17 protein-coding genes are annotated in these 19,113 nt (G+C 47.1%); 5 read left to right on the top strand and 12 right to left on the bottom strand.

From position 1 onward, the window contains the following. Position 1: 1 nt before the first annotated feature. Positions 2 to 1,216, bottom strand: coding sequence for a DNA polymerase IV (dinB, locus tag GWR21_RS13705; RefSeq protein WP_162332294.1), 1,215 nt, complete (start codon positions 1,214 to 1,216; stop codon positions 2 to 4). 280 nt (positions 1,217 to 1,496) lie between these two features. On the opposite strand from dinB, the gene GWR21_RS13700 reads away from it, so the two are divergent. Beyond that, entirely contained in the window at positions 1,497 to 2,177 is a 681-nt protein-coding gene (locus GWR21_RS13700; protein WP_162332293.1) for an SdpI family protein, read from the top strand. 363 nt (positions 2,178 to 2,540) lie between these two features. On the opposite strand, the gene GWR21_RS13695 is transcribed toward GWR21_RS13700, so the two are convergent. Beyond that, positions 2,541 to 3,002 carry a hypothetical protein gene (locus tag GWR21_RS13695; RefSeq protein ID WP_162332292.1) on the bottom strand — a complete coding sequence of 154 codons (462 nt, stop codon included), beginning with the start codon at positions 3,000 to 3,002 and terminating at the stop codon, positions 2,541 to 2,543. 113 nt (positions 3,003 to 3,115) lie between these two features. Here GWR21_RS13695 and GWR21_RS13690 point away from each other — a divergent pair, with 113 nt between their 5' ends. After that, positions 3,116 to 3,868, top strand: coding sequence for an XRE family transcriptional regulator (locus GWR21_RS13690; protein ID WP_162332291.1), 753 nt, complete (start codon positions 3,116 to 3,118; stop codon positions 3,866 to 3,868). A gap of 341 nt (positions 3,869 to 4,209) precedes the next feature. On the opposite strand, the gene GWR21_RS13685 is transcribed toward GWR21_RS13690, so the two are convergent. The 5 genes from GWR21_RS13685 to GWR21_RS13665 all read right to left on the bottom strand — a co-directional run bounded on the left by GWR21_RS13685 (position 4,210) and on the right by GWR21_RS13665 (position 10,294). Next, positions 4,210 to 5,109: a histone deacetylase family protein gene (locus GWR21_RS13685; RefSeq protein ID WP_162332290.1), complete on the bottom strand. Its 900-nt coding sequence runs from the start codon at positions 5,107 to 5,109 to the stop codon at positions 4,210 to 4,212. After that, positions 5,109 to 5,756, bottom strand: coding sequence for a ligase-associated DNA damage response endonuclease PdeM (gene pdeM, locus GWR21_RS13680; protein ID WP_162332289.1), 648 nt, complete (start codon positions 5,754 to 5,756; stop codon positions 5,109 to 5,111). Before pdeM ends, GWR21_RS13685 begins: the two co-directional genes overlap by 1 nt. Positions 5,757 to 5,788: 32 nt before the next feature. Further along, the gene (locus tag GWR21_RS13675; protein ID WP_162332288.1) at positions 5,789 to 8,251 is read right to left on the bottom strand and encodes a ligase-associated DNA damage response DEXH box helicase; all 2,463 of its coding nucleotides are present in this window, start codon (positions 8,249 to 8,251) and stop codon (positions 5,789 to 5,791) included. A gap of 86 nt (positions 8,252 to 8,337) precedes the next feature. After that, complete coding sequence (locus tag GWR21_RS13670; protein WP_162332287.1) at positions 8,338 to 9,039, bottom strand: hypothetical protein; 702 nt, start codon at positions 9,037 to 9,039, stop codon at positions 8,338 to 8,340. Between the two features lie 211 nt (positions 9,040 to 9,250). Beyond that, positions 9,251 to 10,294 (bottom strand): S66 peptidase family protein, encoded by a 1,044-nt coding sequence (locus GWR21_RS13665; protein ID WP_162332286.1) that lies wholly within the window; start codon positions 10,292 to 10,294, stop codon positions 9,251 to 9,253. 72 nt (positions 10,295 to 10,366) lie between these two features. Between GWR21_RS13665 and GWR21_RS13660 the strand changes: the two genes are divergently transcribed. Then, positions 10,367 to 10,954: a hypothetical protein gene (locus GWR21_RS13660; protein ID WP_162332285.1), complete on the top strand. Its 588-nt coding sequence runs from the start codon at positions 10,367 to 10,369 to the stop codon at positions 10,952 to 10,954. A 5-nt stretch (positions 10,955 to 10,959) separates the two neighbouring features. Here the strand turns inward: GWR21_RS13660 and GWR21_RS13655 are convergent, their stop codons facing one another. The 5 genes from GWR21_RS13655 to guaA form a co-directional block, all read right to left on the bottom strand. After that, positions 10,960 to 11,463 (bottom strand): Lrp/AsnC family transcriptional regulator, encoded by a 504-nt coding sequence (locus GWR21_RS13655; protein ID WP_162332284.1) that lies wholly within the window; start codon positions 11,461 to 11,463, stop codon positions 10,960 to 10,962. Positions 11,464 to 11,547: 84 nt separating this feature from the next. Beyond that, positions 11,548 to 13,137, bottom strand: a complete 1,590-nt coding sequence (locus GWR21_RS13650; RefSeq protein ID WP_162332283.1) for an ATP-dependent DNA ligase — start codon at positions 13,135 to 13,137, stop codon at positions 11,548 to 11,550. A 9-nt stretch (positions 13,138 to 13,146) separates the two neighbouring features. Then, a complete protein-coding gene (locus GWR21_RS13645; RefSeq protein ID WP_162332282.1) occupies positions 13,147 to 14,169 on the bottom strand; it encodes a ligase-associated DNA damage response exonuclease in 1,023 nt (340 codons plus the stop codon). A gap of 218 nt (positions 14,170 to 14,387) precedes the next feature. Beyond that, on the bottom strand, positions 14,388 to 15,710 hold the full coding sequence (locus tag GWR21_RS13640; protein WP_162332281.1) for an ABC transporter substrate-binding protein: 1,323 nt from the start codon (positions 15,708 to 15,710) through the stop codon (positions 14,388 to 14,390). A 115-nt stretch (positions 15,711 to 15,825) separates the two neighbouring features. Then, positions 15,826 to 17,364 (bottom strand): glutamine-hydrolyzing GMP synthase, encoded by a 1,539-nt coding sequence (guaA, locus tag GWR21_RS13635; protein WP_162332280.1) that lies wholly within the window; start codon positions 17,362 to 17,364, stop codon positions 15,826 to 15,828. 134 nt (positions 17,365 to 17,498) lie between these two features. On the opposite strand from guaA, the gene GWR21_RS13630 reads away from it, so the two are divergent. Then, positions 17,499 to 18,215, top strand: a complete 717-nt coding sequence (locus GWR21_RS13630) for a head GIN domain-containing protein (protein WP_162332279.1) — start codon at positions 17,499 to 17,501, stop codon at positions 18,213 to 18,215. Between the two features lie 121 nt (positions 18,216 to 18,336). Next, the gene (locus GWR21_RS13625; RefSeq protein ID WP_162332278.1) at positions 18,337 to 19,005 is read left to right on the top strand and encodes a class I SAM-dependent methyltransferase; all 669 of its coding nucleotides are present in this window, start codon (positions 18,337 to 18,339) and stop codon (positions 19,003 to 19,005) included. Positions 19,006 to 19,113 lie beyond the last annotated feature (108 nt).

Genomic DNA, 19,113 nt, shown 5'->3' with positions numbered 1-19,113 from the left:
TTTATCTCACTTTAGGATAGGGTATGATATCAGGCTGTTTTACAGCCCCTTTTTTCGATTGAGCGCCTGCGTTGGTGCCCCGCATCAGGTATTGCCATCCGAAGCGGTTTTTAATGTTATCTATGGCCTGATAGAGCGAGATCATTTCCTGGGTATCATCGAACAGGCTGATCTGATGGTTGCCATGTACGAGATGACTGAAACGGACGCCGATCAGGCGGATCAGGAGTCTTCTGTCATAGAGTTTCTGAAACAGCTCTTTTACTTTTTCCAGGAGGACGTGGTCGCTGCTGGAATACGGAATGGTCATCTGTTTGGTAACAGTTTCAAAATCCGAGTAGCGGATCTTTACGGTAACACAGCCGGTGAGTTTGTTTTGTTGTCTCAGTTCGAAAGCTATTTTTTCTGTCATCCGTACAAGTTCTGCATGGATGAACTGCATATCTATTGTGTCAGTGTGAAAGGTATTTTCGGTGGAGATGGACTTTTGTTCATGGTACGGTACAACAGGGGACTCGTCGATACCGTTTGCCTTGTTCCACAGGGAGATGCCGTTCTTGCCCAGCCATGCCTCAAGCAGGGAGACGGGTATTTCACTCAGTGTTTTGACCGTTTCTACGCCGCGCCGGTGTAGCTGACTGGCTGTTTCCTTACCCACCATGGGGAGCTTTTCCACTGGCATTGGCGCGAGGAAAGATTTTTCTTCTCCGAAATGGATCTCCATTTGTCCGTTAGGCTTGGCCTCATTGGTGGCCACCTTGGATATCATTTTGTTAGACGCCAGACCGAAGGAAACGGGCAACTGCATCTCTTTCATGATGTGCTGACGAAGTTCCACAGTCCATTTCATGGAGCCGAAGAACTTATCCATACCAGTGAGGTCAAGGTAGAATTCGTCGATAGATGATTTCTCGTACAGGGGGGCTTTGTCAGCAATGAGTCCGGTCACCTCACGGGATACGTTGCTGTATTTCTCCATATCTCCCCGTCTGACAATAGCATGCGGGCACAGTTTGAGCGCAACTTTCATCGGCATAGCCGAATGAATGCCATAGCGGCGGGCTTCATAGCTACAGGCAGCTACCACGCCCCGGTCGCTCATACCTCCGACAAGCAGTGGTTTTCCCTTCAGGCTGTTATCATCCCTGCATTCCACTGATACGAAGAAGCTGTCCATGTCAAAATGAGCAATGGACCTGTGTTGCAAAGAAATCATACAAGTTTGGTAATGGTTATGAATGGTTGTTCACGGGCGATAAGCAGTGAAGGCAGCCGGAAAAAGAGCACAGGCTATGACCGGGGAGGCTGCTCATTCACAGATCATCACCTGTGAACAATCATTCAGCCCAAATTTACTAATATTTTTAGTTCATGCTAATAAAATTAGTATGCATAACCAATCAATAACAAATCGGGGGGGATAATGGTTATTAACTATATGTGCTCCAAGCAGGTATGCTATTTGTCAAACATAGTTATCAACAAAACACTTTCTCATGAAAAAGCCTGATATTGGCCAGGAACTGCTGTTATTGTTATTACTGATAATGCCCATGGCTTATCTGGGAATTATCTGGCCTTCGCTGCCAAGCGTTATGCCGACTAACTTCAGTGTTAATGGTGTAGCCGACCGTATTGGCAACAAGAGTGACTTTTTATTACTGATGACCTTTTTGTTCCTTACCAATCTGTTGTTATATTTTCTGTTCAGGTATATACCTCATGTGGAAGAAGAGGATATCGAACACAATCCCCAGGAAATGGCATTGTTTCAAAAGAAATACTACCAGATCCGTTTCATGATCCATATCTACCTGGCTATTTTTACTGCTGCCATCGTATTTATGGCTAGTCAGGGACATCCGTTCGCTATAGAACGCTGGGTCTTTACAGGAACCGGGCTGCTGATCGGTACGATTGGCCTTTTCCTGCGCCGTCTGGAGCCTAACTACTTTGTGGGCGTCCGTACACCATGGACATTAAAAAGCGAGGATATATGGCGTGAAACCCACGCATTCGCAGGTAATCTATGGGTATGTACCGGGGCGGCGACCATCATAGCCGGATTCTTTTTACCGGTAGTGACCGGCACTTTCCTGCTGATATTTATCGGAGGGATACTGGCAGCACTGCCCTATATCTATTCGTACCGGCTGTTTAATACGGATAAAGGTTAATACACTAAGGTGGTCTACCTGGCATAGTAACACATGCCGCTACAACAGCGTCAGTGATACACTGATACTATTTTGATATTAATAACAGTCCTTATGTTATTGGTAGGTAAAAGTAATTGCCTGATTTGTAATGCTTTATAGTTTTTGGAGACGTAGCTGTCACTGAAGCAAGGGAAGAACAAGCGACCTGCTAGCGACGAACTAGCGACGGCCAGGCGGCGGATAGTCGTCAAAATTGTATCAGTTGACAGCATCAGGAGGGGTGTCCTGCCAGAGGCTGACAGCCCTCTTGTACGTTTACGAGTATAAAAAAAGAGATCGCCCTGAGACGATCTCTTTTTTATAATAGCTTGTTGTTGTATACTAGAACCAGCCTCTGCCAGCGCCTGCAGCCGTGAACGGCCATGGAATACGGGATGCCAGCAGGATCAGCGCAATGGCAAAGAATATCAGGGACAGTTTATGTCTTTGTGCATCGGATGCAGCTTTTTTCACTTTAGCACGGCCAATGTGAACAAGCGCAATGGCTACGATCGCAATCAATGCATGTTCTACCGCAAAGTAACGCAGGGTGCTGTCTTTCATTACTGCGCCGCCGCTTGCCTGAAATGCTTTCATGGCCAGTGGACTAACGAAGTACAGTACTAAACCTACCAGTAACTGAATATCGAGAGAGATCATGAAGAAGAGGCCTGCTTTCTTATCAGCGCCGGTGTAAGCTGAGTTACCACTAACGCCTTTCAATGCGCGGATGACTGCCCATATACCGGTCAGTACAATTGCCCATCTTAACAGCGAGTGAATAGTTACTAAGGTGTCATTCATAATATTGAGTTGGATTTTACGCGGCAAAAATAAGTCAAGCAGACCGGAATATATTTGGTTATTATAAAAATTATATGCTAATTTTGTTAGTAATGTACTAAATTCTTTAGATTATGTCCATAGTATGCCGCAATCTGAAGTTCCTGCGTAAGCAGAAAGGCTGGACCCAGCAGGAATTTGCCGATAAATTAGGTATTAAACGTTCGCTGCTCGGCGCTTACGAAGAGGAACGTGCAGAACCCCGCACAGAAGTTTTGGAACTGATCAGTGATATGTTCCGTATCTCCATTGACGATTTGTTACGTCGTGATGTAGGCTCCCAGAAGGAGACCTTCCTCGAAAAACGCAGGCAACAGAAAATGGGCAGTGACCGTCAGGTCATAGAGTTTGTACCGGTGAAAGCTGCTGCCGGTTACCTTGCCGGATATAACGATGATGAATTCATCGAAGAACTGAACACCTTCACTTTACCCATGATGGGCGCCGGTAATTACAGGGCTTTTGAAATAGCAGGAGATTCTATGCTGCCTACTCCTTCCGGTTCTGTGATCGTTTGCCACAAGGTGGATGGATGGGATGAGATCCGCAATAATGAAGCATACGTTGTGGTGACCAACCGTGAAGGTATCGTGTACAAACGTGTGTTGAAAAGTAACCGTAGCAAAGGTAAAATCACACTCTTATCTGATAACCCTCAGTATGAGCCTTACGCGGTGGGCATGGATGAAGTACTGGAACTCTGGCAGTCCGATGCAGTGATCAGTAAAACAAGTCAGCAAAGCCGTCTGAGTGTAAATCATCTGGCAGATATGGTGAGCCATCTGCAGGACCAGGTGAGTATGTTGAAGAAGCGGATCAAGGATTAACAGATCTATAGCCGTCTGACAATAATATTTGTCGCAGCCATAGTTTTCAGGAGCACTGTTCGTAGTTACCCCCCAGCTTGTGAAGATATTCGTAGAAAATATTGACAGCGGGTGATTATTTGATTACAGATAATCATTCGCTGTTTTTTGTGGATAAGTGTGTTGTGCAGTGTTGCTGTGATAGCCAGTCCTTCCTGACATCCTTACAGGAGTAGTTTGTTATGCCGTCTTATGATCCCTCCAATGCTACTGGTGAGAGGCGCCGGGAAGACAGGATTTGACCAATGGTGTGGATAAAGTAAGATTACTTTTCGTACGGTCATAGAAGAATGATTGTCCTGTTACCCCCAGATCTCTGCGGCCGCCCTGAATGTATTACAATGTGCATTCACTATATCCCGCACATGTGTTGAATAACCTCCGCCCATGGCTACCGCACATGGAATACCATGTTGTTTCAGGGTGTTAAATACCAGCTCATCACGTTGTCTGCAGCCAGCAGCTGTTACCTTCAGTTTTCCGTAACGGTCTGTTTCCAGGATATCCACACCGGAGAGATAAAACACAATATCAGGTTGCACCTGATTGATCAACACCGGTAAACAGTCGCTCAGTGTCCGCAGGTAGTGCTCATCATTCATCCCGTCAGGCAATGGTACATCCCAGTCGGATACTTCCTTGTGGAACGGATAATTATGCGCACCATGCATACTGAAAGTATAGACATCCGGTTTGCCTTCAAAGATAGCCGCTGTACCATTCCCCTGGTGTACATCGAGATCAATGACCAGCACCTGCTTCACGAGGCGATGATGCAGCAGGTAGTTCGCCGCAATGGCAAAGTCATTCAGCAGACAGAAACCCTCTCCGCGATCTGCAAATGCATGATGCGTGCCTCCGGCTACATTCAGCGCCACCCCATGCTGCATGGCATGTAGGGCACAATCGATCGTTCCCTGACAGATCGTGATCTCTCTCAGTGTTAATGCGGCGGATTGTGGTAAACCTATCCGGCGTTGTTCTTTTTCAGATAATGTCAGCTGTTGTAACTGCTGCCAGTAAGTGTATGTATGGGTCAGCAGAATGGTCGCTTCATCCAGTGGAACTGGCCGATGTAGCTGTTCGCTGGTAATTACGCCCTCCCGCAGCAGCTGTGCCGGGATCAGCTCATATTTTACCATCGGGAACCGATGGCCTTCAGGAAGTGGATGTGCAAATATGGGATCGTACGCAACCAGCATTAATTGACTTTTAAGACGCTATTTTCAGCGATTACGAATACTGCCTCATCAAGTGCAGGCTCTAAGGTAGCAAGGCCCGTAAAACGGCCGAAAGCAGGCAATATGCTGCAATGCTTTCCGAAGTAGAAGCAGGGGAGACGCAAGCGTTGTCTGCCGGCACCTGCCACCACCACACCCGGATGCAGGTGTCCGGAGAAAGTATACCCCGGCGCATCTTCTTCATCGCAGGGCTCATGTATGAAATGAATATCCCGGATGCAGAGCGTATCCGATACTTCTACATTCAGCGATGCATATATCGCATCAGGCAGTATATCATGATTGCCCTTGACCAGCTTAAAACGGATATTGGCGAACTGTTGTCGCCAGAGTTTGAAATAAGCCACATCATTGTTCTCCCGGCTATGGAACATGTCACCAACAATGATGATCTGGGCAGGATTATAGGTAGTGATCAGCAGTTGCAGCCGGTACAGATCGTTCTGCCCGATGTTCGCAGGAACGGCGATCCCTGCTTTCCTGAAATGTGTTCCTTTTCCCAGGTGCAGATCGGATACGATCAGCGCCTGCTCTTCCTGCCAGAATATTGCCCTGTGTGGGGATAAATGCCAGGTCTGGTCCTGTTGTCTATAAATCACTTCCTCCATATCGTACGTAAAACTACATCATCCTGTTTATACTAAAACTGAGGACGCATCTTTTTGATCCTGTCTTCCAGTTTTTCACTGGTCAGGTTTTCTCTTAAGCTATCTACTTTTATCGGGAAACAGAAAGGTGTCAGACTCTCCGGTGTTGTAATAATGATATTGCTGTTGTAAATACGGTCGAGGCTTTCCCGCAGCCGTGCCTCTTCCATCTGATAGAAGAATGCCTCGTTAAAGGCCTGTCTCAATAACAGGTTCTGCGGATCATAATCCTTAAACACATTGAAGAGCAAAGATGCGGACGACTGCAGGTGCCTGCTTTGTTTATGTTTGCCTGGATAGCCCTGGAATATCAACCCGGCAATTACCGCAATGTCCCTGAATTTCCTGCGCGCCATTTCCGTCGAGTTCACACTGGCCTGCAGATCGATGGTCAGGTTCTCCGTTGAAAACAGATCGTGCACATCTCCCTCAGATACCGGGATCGGCTGGTCAGATAACAATTCAAATCCGTAGTCGTTCATCGCTATGGAAAACGTGATCGGCTGTCGCTTACTGATACGGTAGGCCAGCAGTGCCGCCATCACTTCATGTACCAGTCTGCCCTCGAAAGGATACACGAACAGGTGGTAACCATCCCTGGTGTTAATCATTTCGATCAGCAGTTCATCGTCTTTCGGGATATGTGACAATTGTTCCTGCAGGTCGAATAATGGTTGTAGTATCTTGATCTCCGGCATGTCCGATTTACCTGACAATGCCTCGTTATAGGTCCGGCGTAGTACTTTACCGAGATTGGCAGACAGGGGGAGTCGGCCTCCCATCCAGCTGGGTACGATCGCCCGTTTCGCATTTGACTTCCTTACCAGCACTGTCATGTCTTTGATCATGACAAACTCCAGCGTACGTCCGCCCAGGCTAAAGGCATCACCCGGCTGCAGGCGCGCAACGAACCATTCTTCTATCATACCGATATAGCCACCACTGATGAACTTCACCTTCAGCATCGCATCGCTGACAATGGTACCAATATGCAGTCTGTGCCGCATCGCCAGCATACGGCTGCGGCAGATGAAGAAATCGCCCTCCCGTTCCAGTTTTTTAAATTCATCATAGCTATATAATGCATCGCCTCCGGTACTCAGGAAGGCCAGCATCCAGGCCCATTCATCTGCTGTGATATCACGGAAGCAGAACGTGCTGGTGACTTCTTCCCAGATCTCAGATGCATGAAAGCCGTCAGAGATCCCCAGGGTCATAAGGTATTGCAGCAATACGTCAAAAGCGAGTACAATGGGTACGCGACTTTCGATCAGCTGTTCATCCATTGCCGCTTTCAATGCGGCTGCCTCCACCAGTTCAAGACTGTGTGTTGGCAGGAACCATATTTTGCTGGTAGCACCCGGCTGGTGGCCGCTTCGTCCTGCTCTTTGCAGGAAACGCGCCACGCCTTTGGGACTGCCTACCTGTATCACCGTATCAACAGGACGGAAATCCACTCCCAGATCAAGACTGGATGTACAGACCACCGCTTTTAATACGCCGGTGTGCAGCGCTTCCTCAACCCATACGCGTAGTTCCATGTCAATAGAACCGTGGTGTAATGCAATGGCGCCTGCCAGTTCCGGACATTGCCTCAATATCTCCTGATACCAGATCTCCGTCTGTGAACGAACATTGGTGAATATCAGGGTCGTCTGGCTATTCATGATCACCGGCAGCGCTTTATATAGCAGCTTCGTACCAAGGTGACCAGCCCAGGGAAACTTTTCTATTTCGTCAGGAAGGATGCTTTGTAATTCTATCTTTTTGTCCAGCTTCGCACGTACAATCACTGCTTCCGGATCGGGTACTCCCAACAGCACGTCCATTGCTTCTTCCAGGTTGCCGATCGTTGCTGATATGCCCCATACTTTCAACGGTGGTCGTCCTGCTTTTTTCGCCAGTCCGCGTAATCTGCTAAGCCCTAATTCTACCATCACACCCCGTTTACTACCCAGCAATTCATGCCATTCATCTGCCACAACGGTGGTCAGATGAGTAAAGACCTTAGGGTATTCTTTTTGTCCCATCAGCAGGTGCAGACTTTCCGGTGTGATGATCAGGATCTCCGGCATCTGTTTCTTTTGCTGCTGGCGGGTGGATACCGGCGTATCGCCACTGCGTATACCAACCTGCCACGGCATATTGAGTTCCTGCAATACCTGCTCCATCGCACGGGCAATATCTTTTGCCAGCGCCCTCAGCGGGGTGATCCAGAGCATTTGCAGACCGTTCTTTGTTCTTTGCTGATAGTCCTCCGGGTGTTTATTGATCCAGTCGATCACGACACCCAGGAATAGGGAGAAGGTTTTACCGTAACCGGTAGGGGCGTTAACAAGGCCTGATTTGCCTTGTGTGTAATACTTCCAGGCTTCTTCCTGGAATGTGAAGGGCTTTCTGTCATTTGCAGCCAGCCATGCTATGATCACCTGCCATCCGCGCGATTTGTTTTTCATCAGGTGATGAAATTAGGGAAAATCGGAGAAATTAGATCAGCGTATTGTGAACAAATATTCTCCGGTTTTCCTGCAGGTAAAGTCTGCTATTGCTTACTTAGCGTCAGCGTACTCCTTTGTACCACCAGGGTATCAAACTCGCCTAATTTCTCGACTGCCTTAGGATTAAAGATGTCATACAATCCTGTTTTATTGATGAGACAGGTGCCGTTATTCTGCCGGTGGAAGTAGTTGAAACACGTCACGGGAAGCACCAGCTTGTCCCCATATTCAATGACCGGCATGTGCTGATATCCTGAGCAGAACAGTTGATCGGAACGGCATTCACTGGCAGGAGGATACATTCGCGTCAGCGTATGCACTGATTTACACGAGAACGCAGTATTATCATATTCTTCTACCTCTCCCTTATTCTTTGCTGTAAAAACAAGGGTGGTGTTATCCAGTTTTGCCCTGTCGAATACCCGCTCATTCACACCGCCACCGGCCGTGACGATCTTAAAGCTGACAAGCTCACTGTTCCGGGCGTCAAATGTGACTTTAGCACCGTCTAAAAGACCGCCGGCTGACAGGTCAAAGACCCCCATACTACGATGCCTTTCCATGTAAGCCCTGATGAAATCAAGGTCCTGAATAGCGGTATCTTTGACGAACATGATAAGGGGATCTGAATCAAATTTGAGATCACCGGCATATACCACGGGAGGAAGCGCATCCGGTTGTTCTTTGTCTTTCCTGCAGGCAAAGCAGAGCGACAGGCAAAAGACCAGTATAAAGGACATCTTCATAAGCATACTTATTTGATTGTTTCGTGGGTCAGGTTTTTAGGTTATCGGATGAGTAGTCTATAGACTATAACGTATGGAATCTATGGTTGCCGGCCAGCTGGTCATAGAAAGTTGCTATGGTGAACGGTGCCGGTGGGTACAGTACCAGATAAAGATAATATTTTTGTAGCAGAGTGGCCTGTGCTTTGAGACAGTCATGTAAAATTGAGTATTAACGCAACTCACTCAGTGTCACCTCCTCGTTTCCGACACTCAGCTGATGCATAATACCACATTTTAATGCATAGTTATCCTTCTGATGACCTACCGGGAAACTAAAACAAACCGGGTAACTAAAATCCTTCACTTTTTCCATTACAATGTCATACACCGTACGACCGAATTCCTCGCCGGGATCATCGGGTTTGATACGGTTAAAGCCACCGATGATCAGAGCTGCCAGGTTATCAAGTTTATGTGCACGTTGCAGACTATTGAACATGCGGTCCAGGCTGTAGAGGTATTCACCTACTTCTTCCAGGAAAAGTATCTTTCCGATGGTATCCAGCTCTGAATTAGTGCCTAGTACGCTTTGTATCATGGACAGATTGCCACCCACCAGTATTCCTTTCGCAACCCCTGTGCGATTGCGTGTGTCAGAAAATGTAGTGTATTGCAGTTGTTGCCCGCAGAGGGCATCTTTGATAGAAGAGATCGTTTGTTGTACGATCGGCTCGGCTTTCGCATAATCATCCGGAAAGCTGTTACACATCTTTGAATGCAGTGTCGCAATACCATACAGGCGACTGATATGACAATGTAACACGGTGATATCGCTGAAACCGATCACCCACTTAGGTTGCTGAATAAAGCGGGTAAAGTCAAGCTGGTCTACGATACGCGCGCTGCCATATCCGCCACGTCCGCACATGATGGCTTTGATAGTGGGATCATCAAGCATGGATTGCATATCCTGTTGCCTTTCCTGGTCAGTACCACCAAAACTGAAGTCGGCTTTATTAACAGTGTTACCTATACGTATACGGAACCCCCAGCTTTCCATAATACGGATCGCCGGTTTGATTTCGTCAAGTGTGATATGTCCGGCAGGACAGGTAATACCGATCACATCTCCGGGCTTCAGATATGGAGGAATGAGCCATCGTTCTTCATGAGGAGTTAATGAGGCAGCAGCCTGTTGTAAACGCGTCAGTGCGGGTAAAGTGGTGAGTCCCGCAGTGGTAGCCAGTGTTGACAGGAAATGTTTGCGATTCATAGCAGGAAAGTAAGCATTATTTAGATATGTAATGTGGCCTGTTTTTTGTCTTTCTTTGCATAAAGAATAACTATGAAACACCTTTACTTTTTTGCCGTTGCATGTATGTTCATGTCTGTATCGGCTTATGCGCAGAATGCCTGGAAAATAGAACCAGGGGAATACATCGGCAACACAAAACTAGGAACAACAGTCGATGAAATGACGCAGCAACTGGGCAATGCAGATGGTGGCGATGCCGCTATGGGAAAAGCCTGGAGCTTCTGGTACAGCCACAGAAAAGATAGCAGCATTGATTCCTCCAGGTACCTGGCGGTGTATTCCGTAAGAGAAGAGACCAATGGTAAAGAAGGAATGGTGGTAAAACAGGTACGTGTGAATACCGCTTCCTTTAAAACAGCCAAAGGACTGAAAGTGGGCAGCTCCTACATTGAAATAAAAAAGCTGTTCCCGGCCATCAGGGTAGTAGCGCAGTATGAAGACCGTGTAAAAAGCAAAAAAGTGACTGTATACGATGTACGCAGTGCAGGTATTGCTTTTGAGATGACGGCAGAGAAAGGTGCGAAAGAGAAATGTTCGGCTATTACCGTGCATCCCAGGGGAGAAAATGTGAATGCTTATATCCTCTTCCCCGGGTATGAAGGTCTTAGAAAATTATAGTAAGATTAATATACAACTCTGTGTGTGGCTTTGATGACTGACATCACGAATACACTCTCCATATGACGGATATTATCCAGCTCGCCTAGCTTATTGACATTAAACTCATGATAGGCGAGCATGTCTTTAACCTGCACCTTTAGCATAAAATCAAACTGACCTGAGATGTTCAGGCACTCCATTACTTCCGGAAAAGAGGTGATCTCTTTAATGAATTTTGAACCTGCTTTTTTGCCGTGCTCTTTGAGGGAGATATAACATAATACGGTCAGGGCCTTATCTATCTTGCTGGGATCAACAATAGCCGCATACTGCCTGATCACACCAGCCTGCTCCATTTTACGGATACGTTCATAAACAGGTGTTGCGCTCAGATTCAGCTTCGCAGCCAGGTCACGGATAGTCATTTTTGCATCTTCTTCCAACAATTGCAGAATAGCGATATCCTTTTCATCCAGCGCAATGTTGTCGGCTGCATTATCTTTTTTGGTATTTCCCAGGTTGTTCATATCAGTATAGAATAATGTTCCAATTTGAATGCGAAATTAAGTACAATATACTAATTTGAATTAATAATCGTTCTCGGACTCTTATTATTTATGCATTTGCAGTAGTTGCTGTAAATCCGATAATGTATTTATTTCGCTTACCGGCTTGTCTTTACGCCAGCGTAATATTCTTGGGAAACGTAGTGCTACACCCGATTTATGCCTGTTGGAGGCTGCTATCCCCTCAAATCCGATCTCAAATACAAGTGCTGGCTTTACTGTCCTCACCGGCCCAAACTTTTCAATAGAATGCCGCTTTACCCAGTTGTCCACTTCATTGATCTCTTTATCTGTCAGTCCGGAATATGCCTTTGTGAACGATACCAGCTGTTCCCCATCCCTGACTGCAAAGGTGTAATCTGTATAGAGGTTAGACCGTCGTCCGTGACCTTTCTGGGCATATATCATGACAGCGTCTATTGTTAGCGGATCAATCTTCCATTTCCACCAGTCCCCCCGTTTACGACCCACCTGATAGGCAGAATCCCGCTTTTTCAACATCAAGCCCTCGCTGCCTTTTTCTCTTGCCTGCAGCCGGAAACCGGCCAGTTCATCCCAGTCGTGAAAGGTAATAGCCGGGGACAGGCGGAGTGTCGGGTGATTGATCTTTTCTATCAGCTGCTCCAAAAGTACGCGGCGTTCCTGCAATGCCGTTGTACGTATGTCTTGTCCTTCCCATTCCAGCAGGTCGTAACTGAGAAAGGCGACAGGCGCTTCCTGTAGTTGTTTGCGGGTAACGTTTTTCCTGCCGATGCGGGTTTGTAACGTCTGAAAGGGTAGTGGCGCTCCCGCTGCAAAGGTGAGTATCTCGCCATCCAGCACAGTGCCCTCTGGCAGGAGTTCCAGCAGGGGTTGGTATTCCGGGAACTTTTCGGTGATCAGTTCCTCTCCGCGTGACCATACAAACAACTGCCCGTTACGTTTGATGATCTGTCCGCGGATACCGTCCCATTTCCATTCCGCCTGCCATTGTTCCGGGGTACCCAGTTCTGAAGGTGGTATTTCCAGCGCATAGGCGAGATAGAACGGAAAGGGTTTGGAGGCGTCAGCTGCCGTGATATTTTCATTCAGCAATGCTTCCAGGGTTGTTTGCTGCGGGTGCCAGTTCCCACTGATCATGTGGGATATCGTAGCAGCCGGAATATCATACGTTGCTGCCAGTGCATTGACCATCATTTTCTGTGAAACACCAATACGGAAGCCACCGGTGATCAACTTATTAAAGACAAACCGTTCACTGGTATCCAGTTCTTCCCAAGCCTTGAGAATAAAGGCCTGTTTGGTAGGTTCGTCCGCTTTTTCCAGTTGTATCAGCTGGTCGATCCAGTAGTGAAGGGGATGGACAGAGATGCTTTTACCAGGGGGCAGCAGCAGGGCAATGGTTTCAGCGAGATCACCGACCGTATGGTAGCATTCTTCGTATAACCAGGCAGGTAAGCCGGTCATCTGCAGGCACCAGGTGCTTAACTGGGTAGCATTGACAGTACGTTTGGGTCTGCGACCTGTGAACAATGCCAGTACCCATAACCGGTCGGCCGCATCTGCGGAGGCCATGTACCGGCTGAGTGCATCCAGTTTTTCATTGGTCTTGGTACTGTTGCTCAGTATTCTTATCAGCGTGGCAAATTCTTTCATAAACTGGCTTTATTGCTCATTGGCAGTAATTTCCGGAATAGTCAGTTCTTCATCTGTATCACCATATTCTGTTTTTACTTCCTGTGCCGGAATACCGTTTTCGGTCAGATAACGGGCAAAAGCGCTACTGAAACCGTGGGTAGTATATACCTTTTCGGCGCCGGTAGCTTTGACAGCCTGTAGCAGGCCGGTCCAGTCAGCATGGTCCGACAGGGCAAATCCTGCATCTGCATTCCGTCGCCGGGCATTTCCCCTTACCTGCATCCATCCGCTGCATACACCCAGTGAGTAAGGGTTAAACCGGCGCATCCAGGAAGTATCCGCGGCAGATGGTGGTCCGATGATCAGGTTATTCTTATAGGCAGATGCGGGTGTTTCGGGTGTGATACGGTGTATTTCCGGCAAGTCCCAGCCTTTCTGCCGCAGCAGTTGATGGGGGATGTAAATAGCCCCATGTGCCCAGATCTGCTCTGTTACATCCCTTAGGTTATATAACAGGCGCTGTGCTTTCCCCAGACTATACCCCAGTATAACGCTGTTTTTGCCGGCAGCCTGGTTGTCCTGTACCCACTGCCTGATATTGCTGAATATCATCGCCTGTGGCTGCCAGTTATAGATGGGCAGACCGAACGTACACTCTGTAATAAACGTCTGACAGGGCACCGGTTCAAATTGTCCGGAGATGCCATCATTTTCCACTTTATAATCCCCGCTGAATACCCATACTTCATTCCCCTGCTGTACGCGTACCTGGGCCGACCCGATGATGTGACCGGCTGGGTGGAGGGAAATGGTGACACCATTATAGCGAATTGTTTCCCCAAAAGCAGCGCCCTGCACACTGATATCCTGTCCTAACCGGAGTTGTAAAAGGGGAACACTGTCGTGATGACAGAGATAATGTTTGCTACCGTACCGGGCGTGATCAGAATGGGCGTGGGTGATGACAGCCCTTTCTACAGGCTGCCAGGGGTCGATATAAAAGTCGCCTGCCGGGCAGTAGATGCCTTTGTCAGTGAACTGTAGTACCATGGGAAAAGTGATGCAATTTTCGTGCAAAGAGAACGGAAAGCTAGGAATCAGGCAGTAGGAACTACGCTTCTTGTTAAGTCTTGTATACAAAAAGAGGGCGTTCCTTTGTAAGAAACGCCCTGTTAGGTATTTATTGAAACAGGTGTGAATAAAGCGATTGATCCTGTTCAGCTATACAGGCTTTATCAGTTCCTGTTCTTAATTCCTGATTCCCAATTTTACTGGAAATTCATCTTCACATCTGCACTATCATTCTTTTGAATGATATTAATGTTTTTATTCTCAAAATAGTCAGGAACAGTATTACCTTCCTTCAGGTATACCGGCTGATAGTTTAAGTTATTGAATATCTTTTTGGTGCCTTCATTGATATCTCCGTTGAAATATACCCCTTTATCGTTCAGCTGCTTCACAAAGTACCATGTCAGCTCAAATCCTTTGAACGCCATGTCTGACGGACGGGATTTGTAAACACGTTTGAAGTAATCGGTGATGTAGCGGCTGTAGGCATCTGTTTTGTCATTGAAATAAGGAGACGTATAGTAGATCTGCATATCCTTAAATTCAGGCTCTTTAAATTTCATAATATCCCAGGTAGGCATACCGTAGATCTGAATAGGATAAGTAGCTGTCTGTACGCTCAGCTTACGCAGGATCGCCTTTGCATTGTTCTCATCCAGTGCAGTCACGACACAGAGATTCGGACGATCGGTGAGGAGGTACTGAGACAGGTCCATATCGGTCATAGCATCATTCCAGATCACTTCACGGATGCGTGATTTCTTTGCACTCTGCATTTTGTCATAGTCTGCTTTGAAGTCAGCTACAAGACGTTTTTCAAAGGGACTGTTACGGTGCAGCAACAGGATATTCTTATTAGCAAATGTTTCCTGCAGATAGCGTTGTAATACTTCTCCGTGGGTTTTCAGTAAACTGTTCGTGATGAGCAGGAACGGGTTACCGCTGATACCTCCATCATTCGGATAGGTAGCCGATACGAGGTTGATCTGCTGATCTTTTGCAACGTTGCTGAGTTCCTGTATTTCTGGAGCACTGACAGCCGCAATGATCAGGTCAGTACCATCAAATGCCTTGTTCCTTTTGAGTGTCTCGATGTTGTTGGTTCTCGATTTGCTGTCATAAACGAACACATTGAGTTTTACGCCTTGTTGCTGCAGACTGTCCAGTGCAAGCTGTGCACCTTCATAAAAATCAAGGCCGGACAATACATAGCGCGGCAGCGTACGACCAGGAATTTCTGTTCCGTTGGTGAATACAGAGTCAAGGTAGAGTGGCGCGAAGATGGCGATATTGTAGGCATCTTTTTTTACTTCGCGGGCAAAGGCAGGTACATTGAATGGCGCTGCTTTTTCTTCATTCTTTTTCTCTTCCTTCTTCTTTTCTTCCTCTTTCGGTTTAGTAACAGTTGTTGGCGGAGCTGTAGGGCTGCTGGTGCTGCCTTTGAACAGCGAACAGGCAGACAGCAGGACGGCCATTGCACAGGCAGTGACTGTCAGACTGCATATTTTGGATTTACTCATAGCGATCATTAATTACAAAAATCGTTCCTATATACTCAATAAGAAACGCTTAACGCGAAGGCTTACATGTATAAGCGGCTCAGCGTTAAGCGTTTCTACATACGGTGTATAGGGTTTATTCCCATTCGATGGTAGCCGGTGGTTTGGAACTGATGTCGTACACCACACGGTTGATCCCTTTCACTTTATTGATAATATCGTTGGACATTTTTGCCAGGAACTCATACGGTAAGTGTGCCCAGTCAGCAGTCATACCATCCACGGAAGTCACCGCACGCAGTGCAACTGTAAACTCATAAGTCCTTTCATCTCCCATTACGCCTACGCTTTGTACCGGCAGCAGAATGGTACCTGCCTGCCATACTTTATCATACAGCTCTGCTTCACGCAGCCCGTCGATATACACAGCGTCCGCTTCCTGTAGCATCGCTACCTTCTCCGGAGTGATCTCTCCAAGGATACGGATAGCCAGACCAGGACCCGGGAAAGGATGACGGCCCAGGAATATTTCACTGATACCGATCTCACGACCTACACGTCTTACTTCATCTTTGAAGAGGAAACGCAGTGGTTCTACCAGTCCCATGTTCATTTTCTCAGGTAAACCACCTACGTTGTGGTGAGACTTGATCGTAACAGAAGGACCGTTCACAGATACTGACTCGATCACATCCGGGTAGATAGTACCCTGGCCGAGGAAGGAGATGTCTTTCAGCAGGGCTGATTCCTGCTGGAATACCTCGATGAACAGACGGCCGATGATCTTACGTTTTTTCTCAGGATCACTTACACCTTTCAGTTCTCCATAAAAGAGATCCTTGGCGTTCACACCCTTTACGTTCAGACCCATATGTTTATAGGAGTCCAGTACCGTTTCAAATTCGTTCTTACGAAGTAATCCGTTGTCTACGAATACGCAGTACAGGTTATCACCTATCGCTTTATGTATCAGTTCAGCAGCTACGGTGGAGTCAACACCACCGCTCAGCGCCATTACCACTTTCTTATTGCCTACCTGCGCCTTGATCTTATCAATGGTCTCCTGTACAAATGCTGCCGGAGTCCAGTCCTGTTTGCATCCGCAGATGTGTACCAGGAAGTTACGCATCAGTTGCTTACCCTCCAGGGAGTGTGTCACTTCCGGATGGAACTGCAGACCCATGATCGGGTGCTTGGCAATAGTTTCGGATTTGAATGCCGCAACAGGGATATTCTCTGTATGAGCGATGATCTCAAAACCTTCAGGCATCTTAACGATGGTATCTGAGTGGCTCATCCATACCTGGCTACGGGAAGAGATATCATACAGGAGCTTTTCTTCCTTGTCCGCATGCTCCATAAAAGCACGGCCATACTCACGGATGCCACTTTTAGCTACCTCACCACCAAATACCTTGGCAGTCAGCTGTGCGCCATAGCACACACCCAGTACCGGAACTTTAGCCGCCATGGCAGCTATGTCAACGGTTGGAGCACCGGCATCGTTCACGGAAAACGGACTACCGGAAAGAATAATGCCTTTTACCGTATCGTCCCACTCAACCGGAGCGAGACAAGGCTTGATTTCACAGTAAATGTTCAACTCCCTGATACTGCGAGCAATCAGCTGCGTGTACTGGGAACCAAAGTCGAGTATAAGTATCTTTTCTGTCATGGTGGTGCAAAGATAACGGCCAAATATGAAATCCCAAGTTGGAAAATACGAATAGTCTGTAGCCGTTTGTTCTTATATTCGTATCACACATGAATATTAATCGCCATTTTAAAACTCAACAAAATATCAACCTCATGAAAAAAATCGTCTATGGTGCGGGAGTAGCGGTCCTGTTGTTAGCCCTTTATAGCTGTGGAGGCCGCCGGGTCAAAGGTAGTGGAAACATTATCACAGCAACCCGCTCTGTACAGGAGTATCATAAAGTTGCGCTGAAAGGTAGTATGAATGTGGAATTTACGCAGGGGCCGGCTCAGGCTGCGGTGATTGAAGCAGATGATAATATTTTACCTTACATTGAACTCAATATTCACGATGATGAACTGGTGATCGACCTGAAAGATCATATCTCCATCAAGTCACATCACGATATAAAAATAAAGCTGACGGCACCTGACGTTTACCAGCTGGCCCTGCTGGGTTCCGGTAATATTAAAGTGACCAATACCCTGGAGAATCCTGATCCGGTTCGTTTTAAGCTGACAGGCGCTGGTAATATAGAGGGAATTGTGAACAGTCCGAAGGTGATCGCTTCTTCTGCCGGTTCCGGTGATATCAAGATCACCGGCGAGACAAAAGACCTCGAGGTAAGTATGGCCGGAAGTGGTAATTTTGACGGCGGAGATCTGCGTACAGAGACTACAAAAGTGACCATTGCAGGTAGTGGTGATGCCGAAGTGCATGCCAGTGTAAAGCTGACGGCAAAGATCATGGGATCTGGTGATGTCAGCTATAAAGGTAGTCCTGAAGTATCATCTGATATCGCCGGTTCAGGATCTGTTCATAAAGAGTAACGGTCAGATAAATTATTAATAAGGAGCCGGACTGGTTAGCGTGTAACGTAACAACCAGTCTGGCTTTTTTTATTTATATCAGCGAAGAACTGCTAATAATTAACCACTTAACTGAAAAAATATGGAGAAACCAGCAATGGATCCGGAAAGTTTAGCCCGCCAGTTACGTAAACCGGAAGGAGAAGATGGCATAAAGGTAGGACTGGCGATGAATAAGTCTAATGCCGCAATATATAATATGGTGCTTGACTTCCTGGGACTTCAACCGGCTGACAGCGTGCTGGAAATAGGTTTCGGTAACGGGTATTTTATCCCGGCACTGTTTGAAAAGGAGCCCACCATCCGGTATACCGGACTGGATATGTCCGAAACAATGGTGGAAGAAGCCACTCGGGAAAATCGTACCCGGATCGCAGAGGGGACTGTGGAACTCCATCTGGGGGTTACATCGTCCATGTCTTTCCCAGATGGCGCCTTCACAAAAGTATTCGCAGTGAACGTGTTATATTTCTGGGAGCAGCCGGACGTAGCCCTGAAAGCAATACACCGTGTACTGGAAGCAGGCGGAGAGCTGGTACTGGCTATCCGTTCGGCAGCATCTATGAAGCAACTGCCTTTCAGTGAACATGGATTTACATTGTACAGCGCAGAAAGTGCAGCAGCTTTATTGGAAAAAAATGGTTTTTCTGTGGCTGCGGTCATCACCGCAGTGGAAGATGCGAAAGCCCCGCAGGGCGGGGGTGCCACGATACAATTCGAAAATATCTGTTTGCGCGGAATAAAAATTTAAGTACTCTTTAACATTTAAGTAAGGATACAAACAGCATCTTTGTAACTGCTATACAACTAATTAAGTCCTTTGGCCACGGTATTGCTGTAAACAAATGCAGAGGTTATG

The organism is Chitinophaga agri (assembly GCF_010093065.1).
Lineage (GTDB): Bacteria > Bacteroidota > Bacteroidia > Chitinophagales > Chitinophagaceae > Chitinophaga > Chitinophaga agri.
This window is presented reverse-complemented; position numbering and strand designations above follow the sequence as displayed.

Coding starts and splice junctions, on each gene's coding strand:
- GWR21_RS13640 (WP_162332281.1), bottom strand. CDS start 15,710: ATGAGTAAATCCAAAATATGCAGTCTGACAGTCACTGCCTGTGCAATG.
- GWR21_RS13660 (WP_162332285.1), top strand. CDS start 10,367: ATGAAACACCTTTACTTTTTTGCCGTTGCATGTATGTTCATGTCTGTA.
- GWR21_RS13630 (WP_162332279.1), top strand. CDS start 17,499: ATGAAAAAAATCGTCTATGGTGCGGGAGTAGCGGTCCTGTTGTTAGCC.
- dinB (WP_162332294.1), bottom strand. CDS start 1,216: ATGATTTCTTTGCAACACAGGTCCATTGCTCATTTTGACATGGACAGC.
- GWR21_RS13700 (WP_162332293.1), top strand. CDS start 1,497: ATGAAAAAGCCTGATATTGGCCAGGAACTGCTGTTATTGTTATTACTG.
- GWR21_RS13690 (WP_162332291.1), top strand. CDS start 3,116: ATGTCCATAGTATGCCGCAATCTGAAGTTCCTGCGTAAGCAGAAAGGC.
- GWR21_RS13695 (WP_162332292.1), bottom strand. CDS start 3,002: ATGAATGACACCTTAGTAACTATTCACTCGCTGTTAAGATGGGCAATT.
- GWR21_RS13625 (WP_162332278.1), top strand. CDS start 18,337: ATGGAGAAACCAGCAATGGATCCGGAAAGTTTAGCCCGCCAGTTACGT.
- GWR21_RS13685 (WP_162332290.1), bottom strand. CDS start 5,109: ATGCTGGTTGCGTACGATCCCATATTTGCACATCCACTTCCTGAAGGC.
- guaA (WP_162332280.1), bottom strand. CDS start 17,364: ATGACAGAAAAGATACTTATACTCGACTTTGGTTCCCAGTACACGCAG.
- GWR21_RS13655 (WP_162332284.1), bottom strand. CDS start 11,463: ATGAACAACCTGGGAAATACCAAAAAAGATAATGCAGCCGACAACATT.
- GWR21_RS13650 (WP_162332283.1), bottom strand. CDS start 13,137: ATGAAAGAATTTGCCACGCTGATAAGAATACTGAGCAACAGTACCAAG.
- GWR21_RS13645 (WP_162332282.1), bottom strand. CDS start 14,169: ATGGTACTACAGTTCACTGACAAAGGCATCTACTGCCCGGCAGGCGAC.
- GWR21_RS13665 (WP_162332286.1), bottom strand. CDS start 10,294: ATGAATCGCAAACATTTCCTGTCAACACTGGCTACCACTGCGGGACTC.
- GWR21_RS13675 (WP_162332288.1), bottom strand. CDS start 8,251: ATGAAAAACAAATCGCGCGGATGGCAGGTGATCATAGCATGGCTGGCT.
- GWR21_RS13670 (WP_162332287.1), bottom strand. CDS start 9,039: ATGAAGATGTCCTTTATACTGGTCTTTTGCCTGTCGCTCTGCTTTGCC.
- pdeM (WP_162332289.1), bottom strand. CDS start 5,756: ATGGAGGAAGTGATTTATAGACAACAGGACCAGACCTGGCATTTATCC.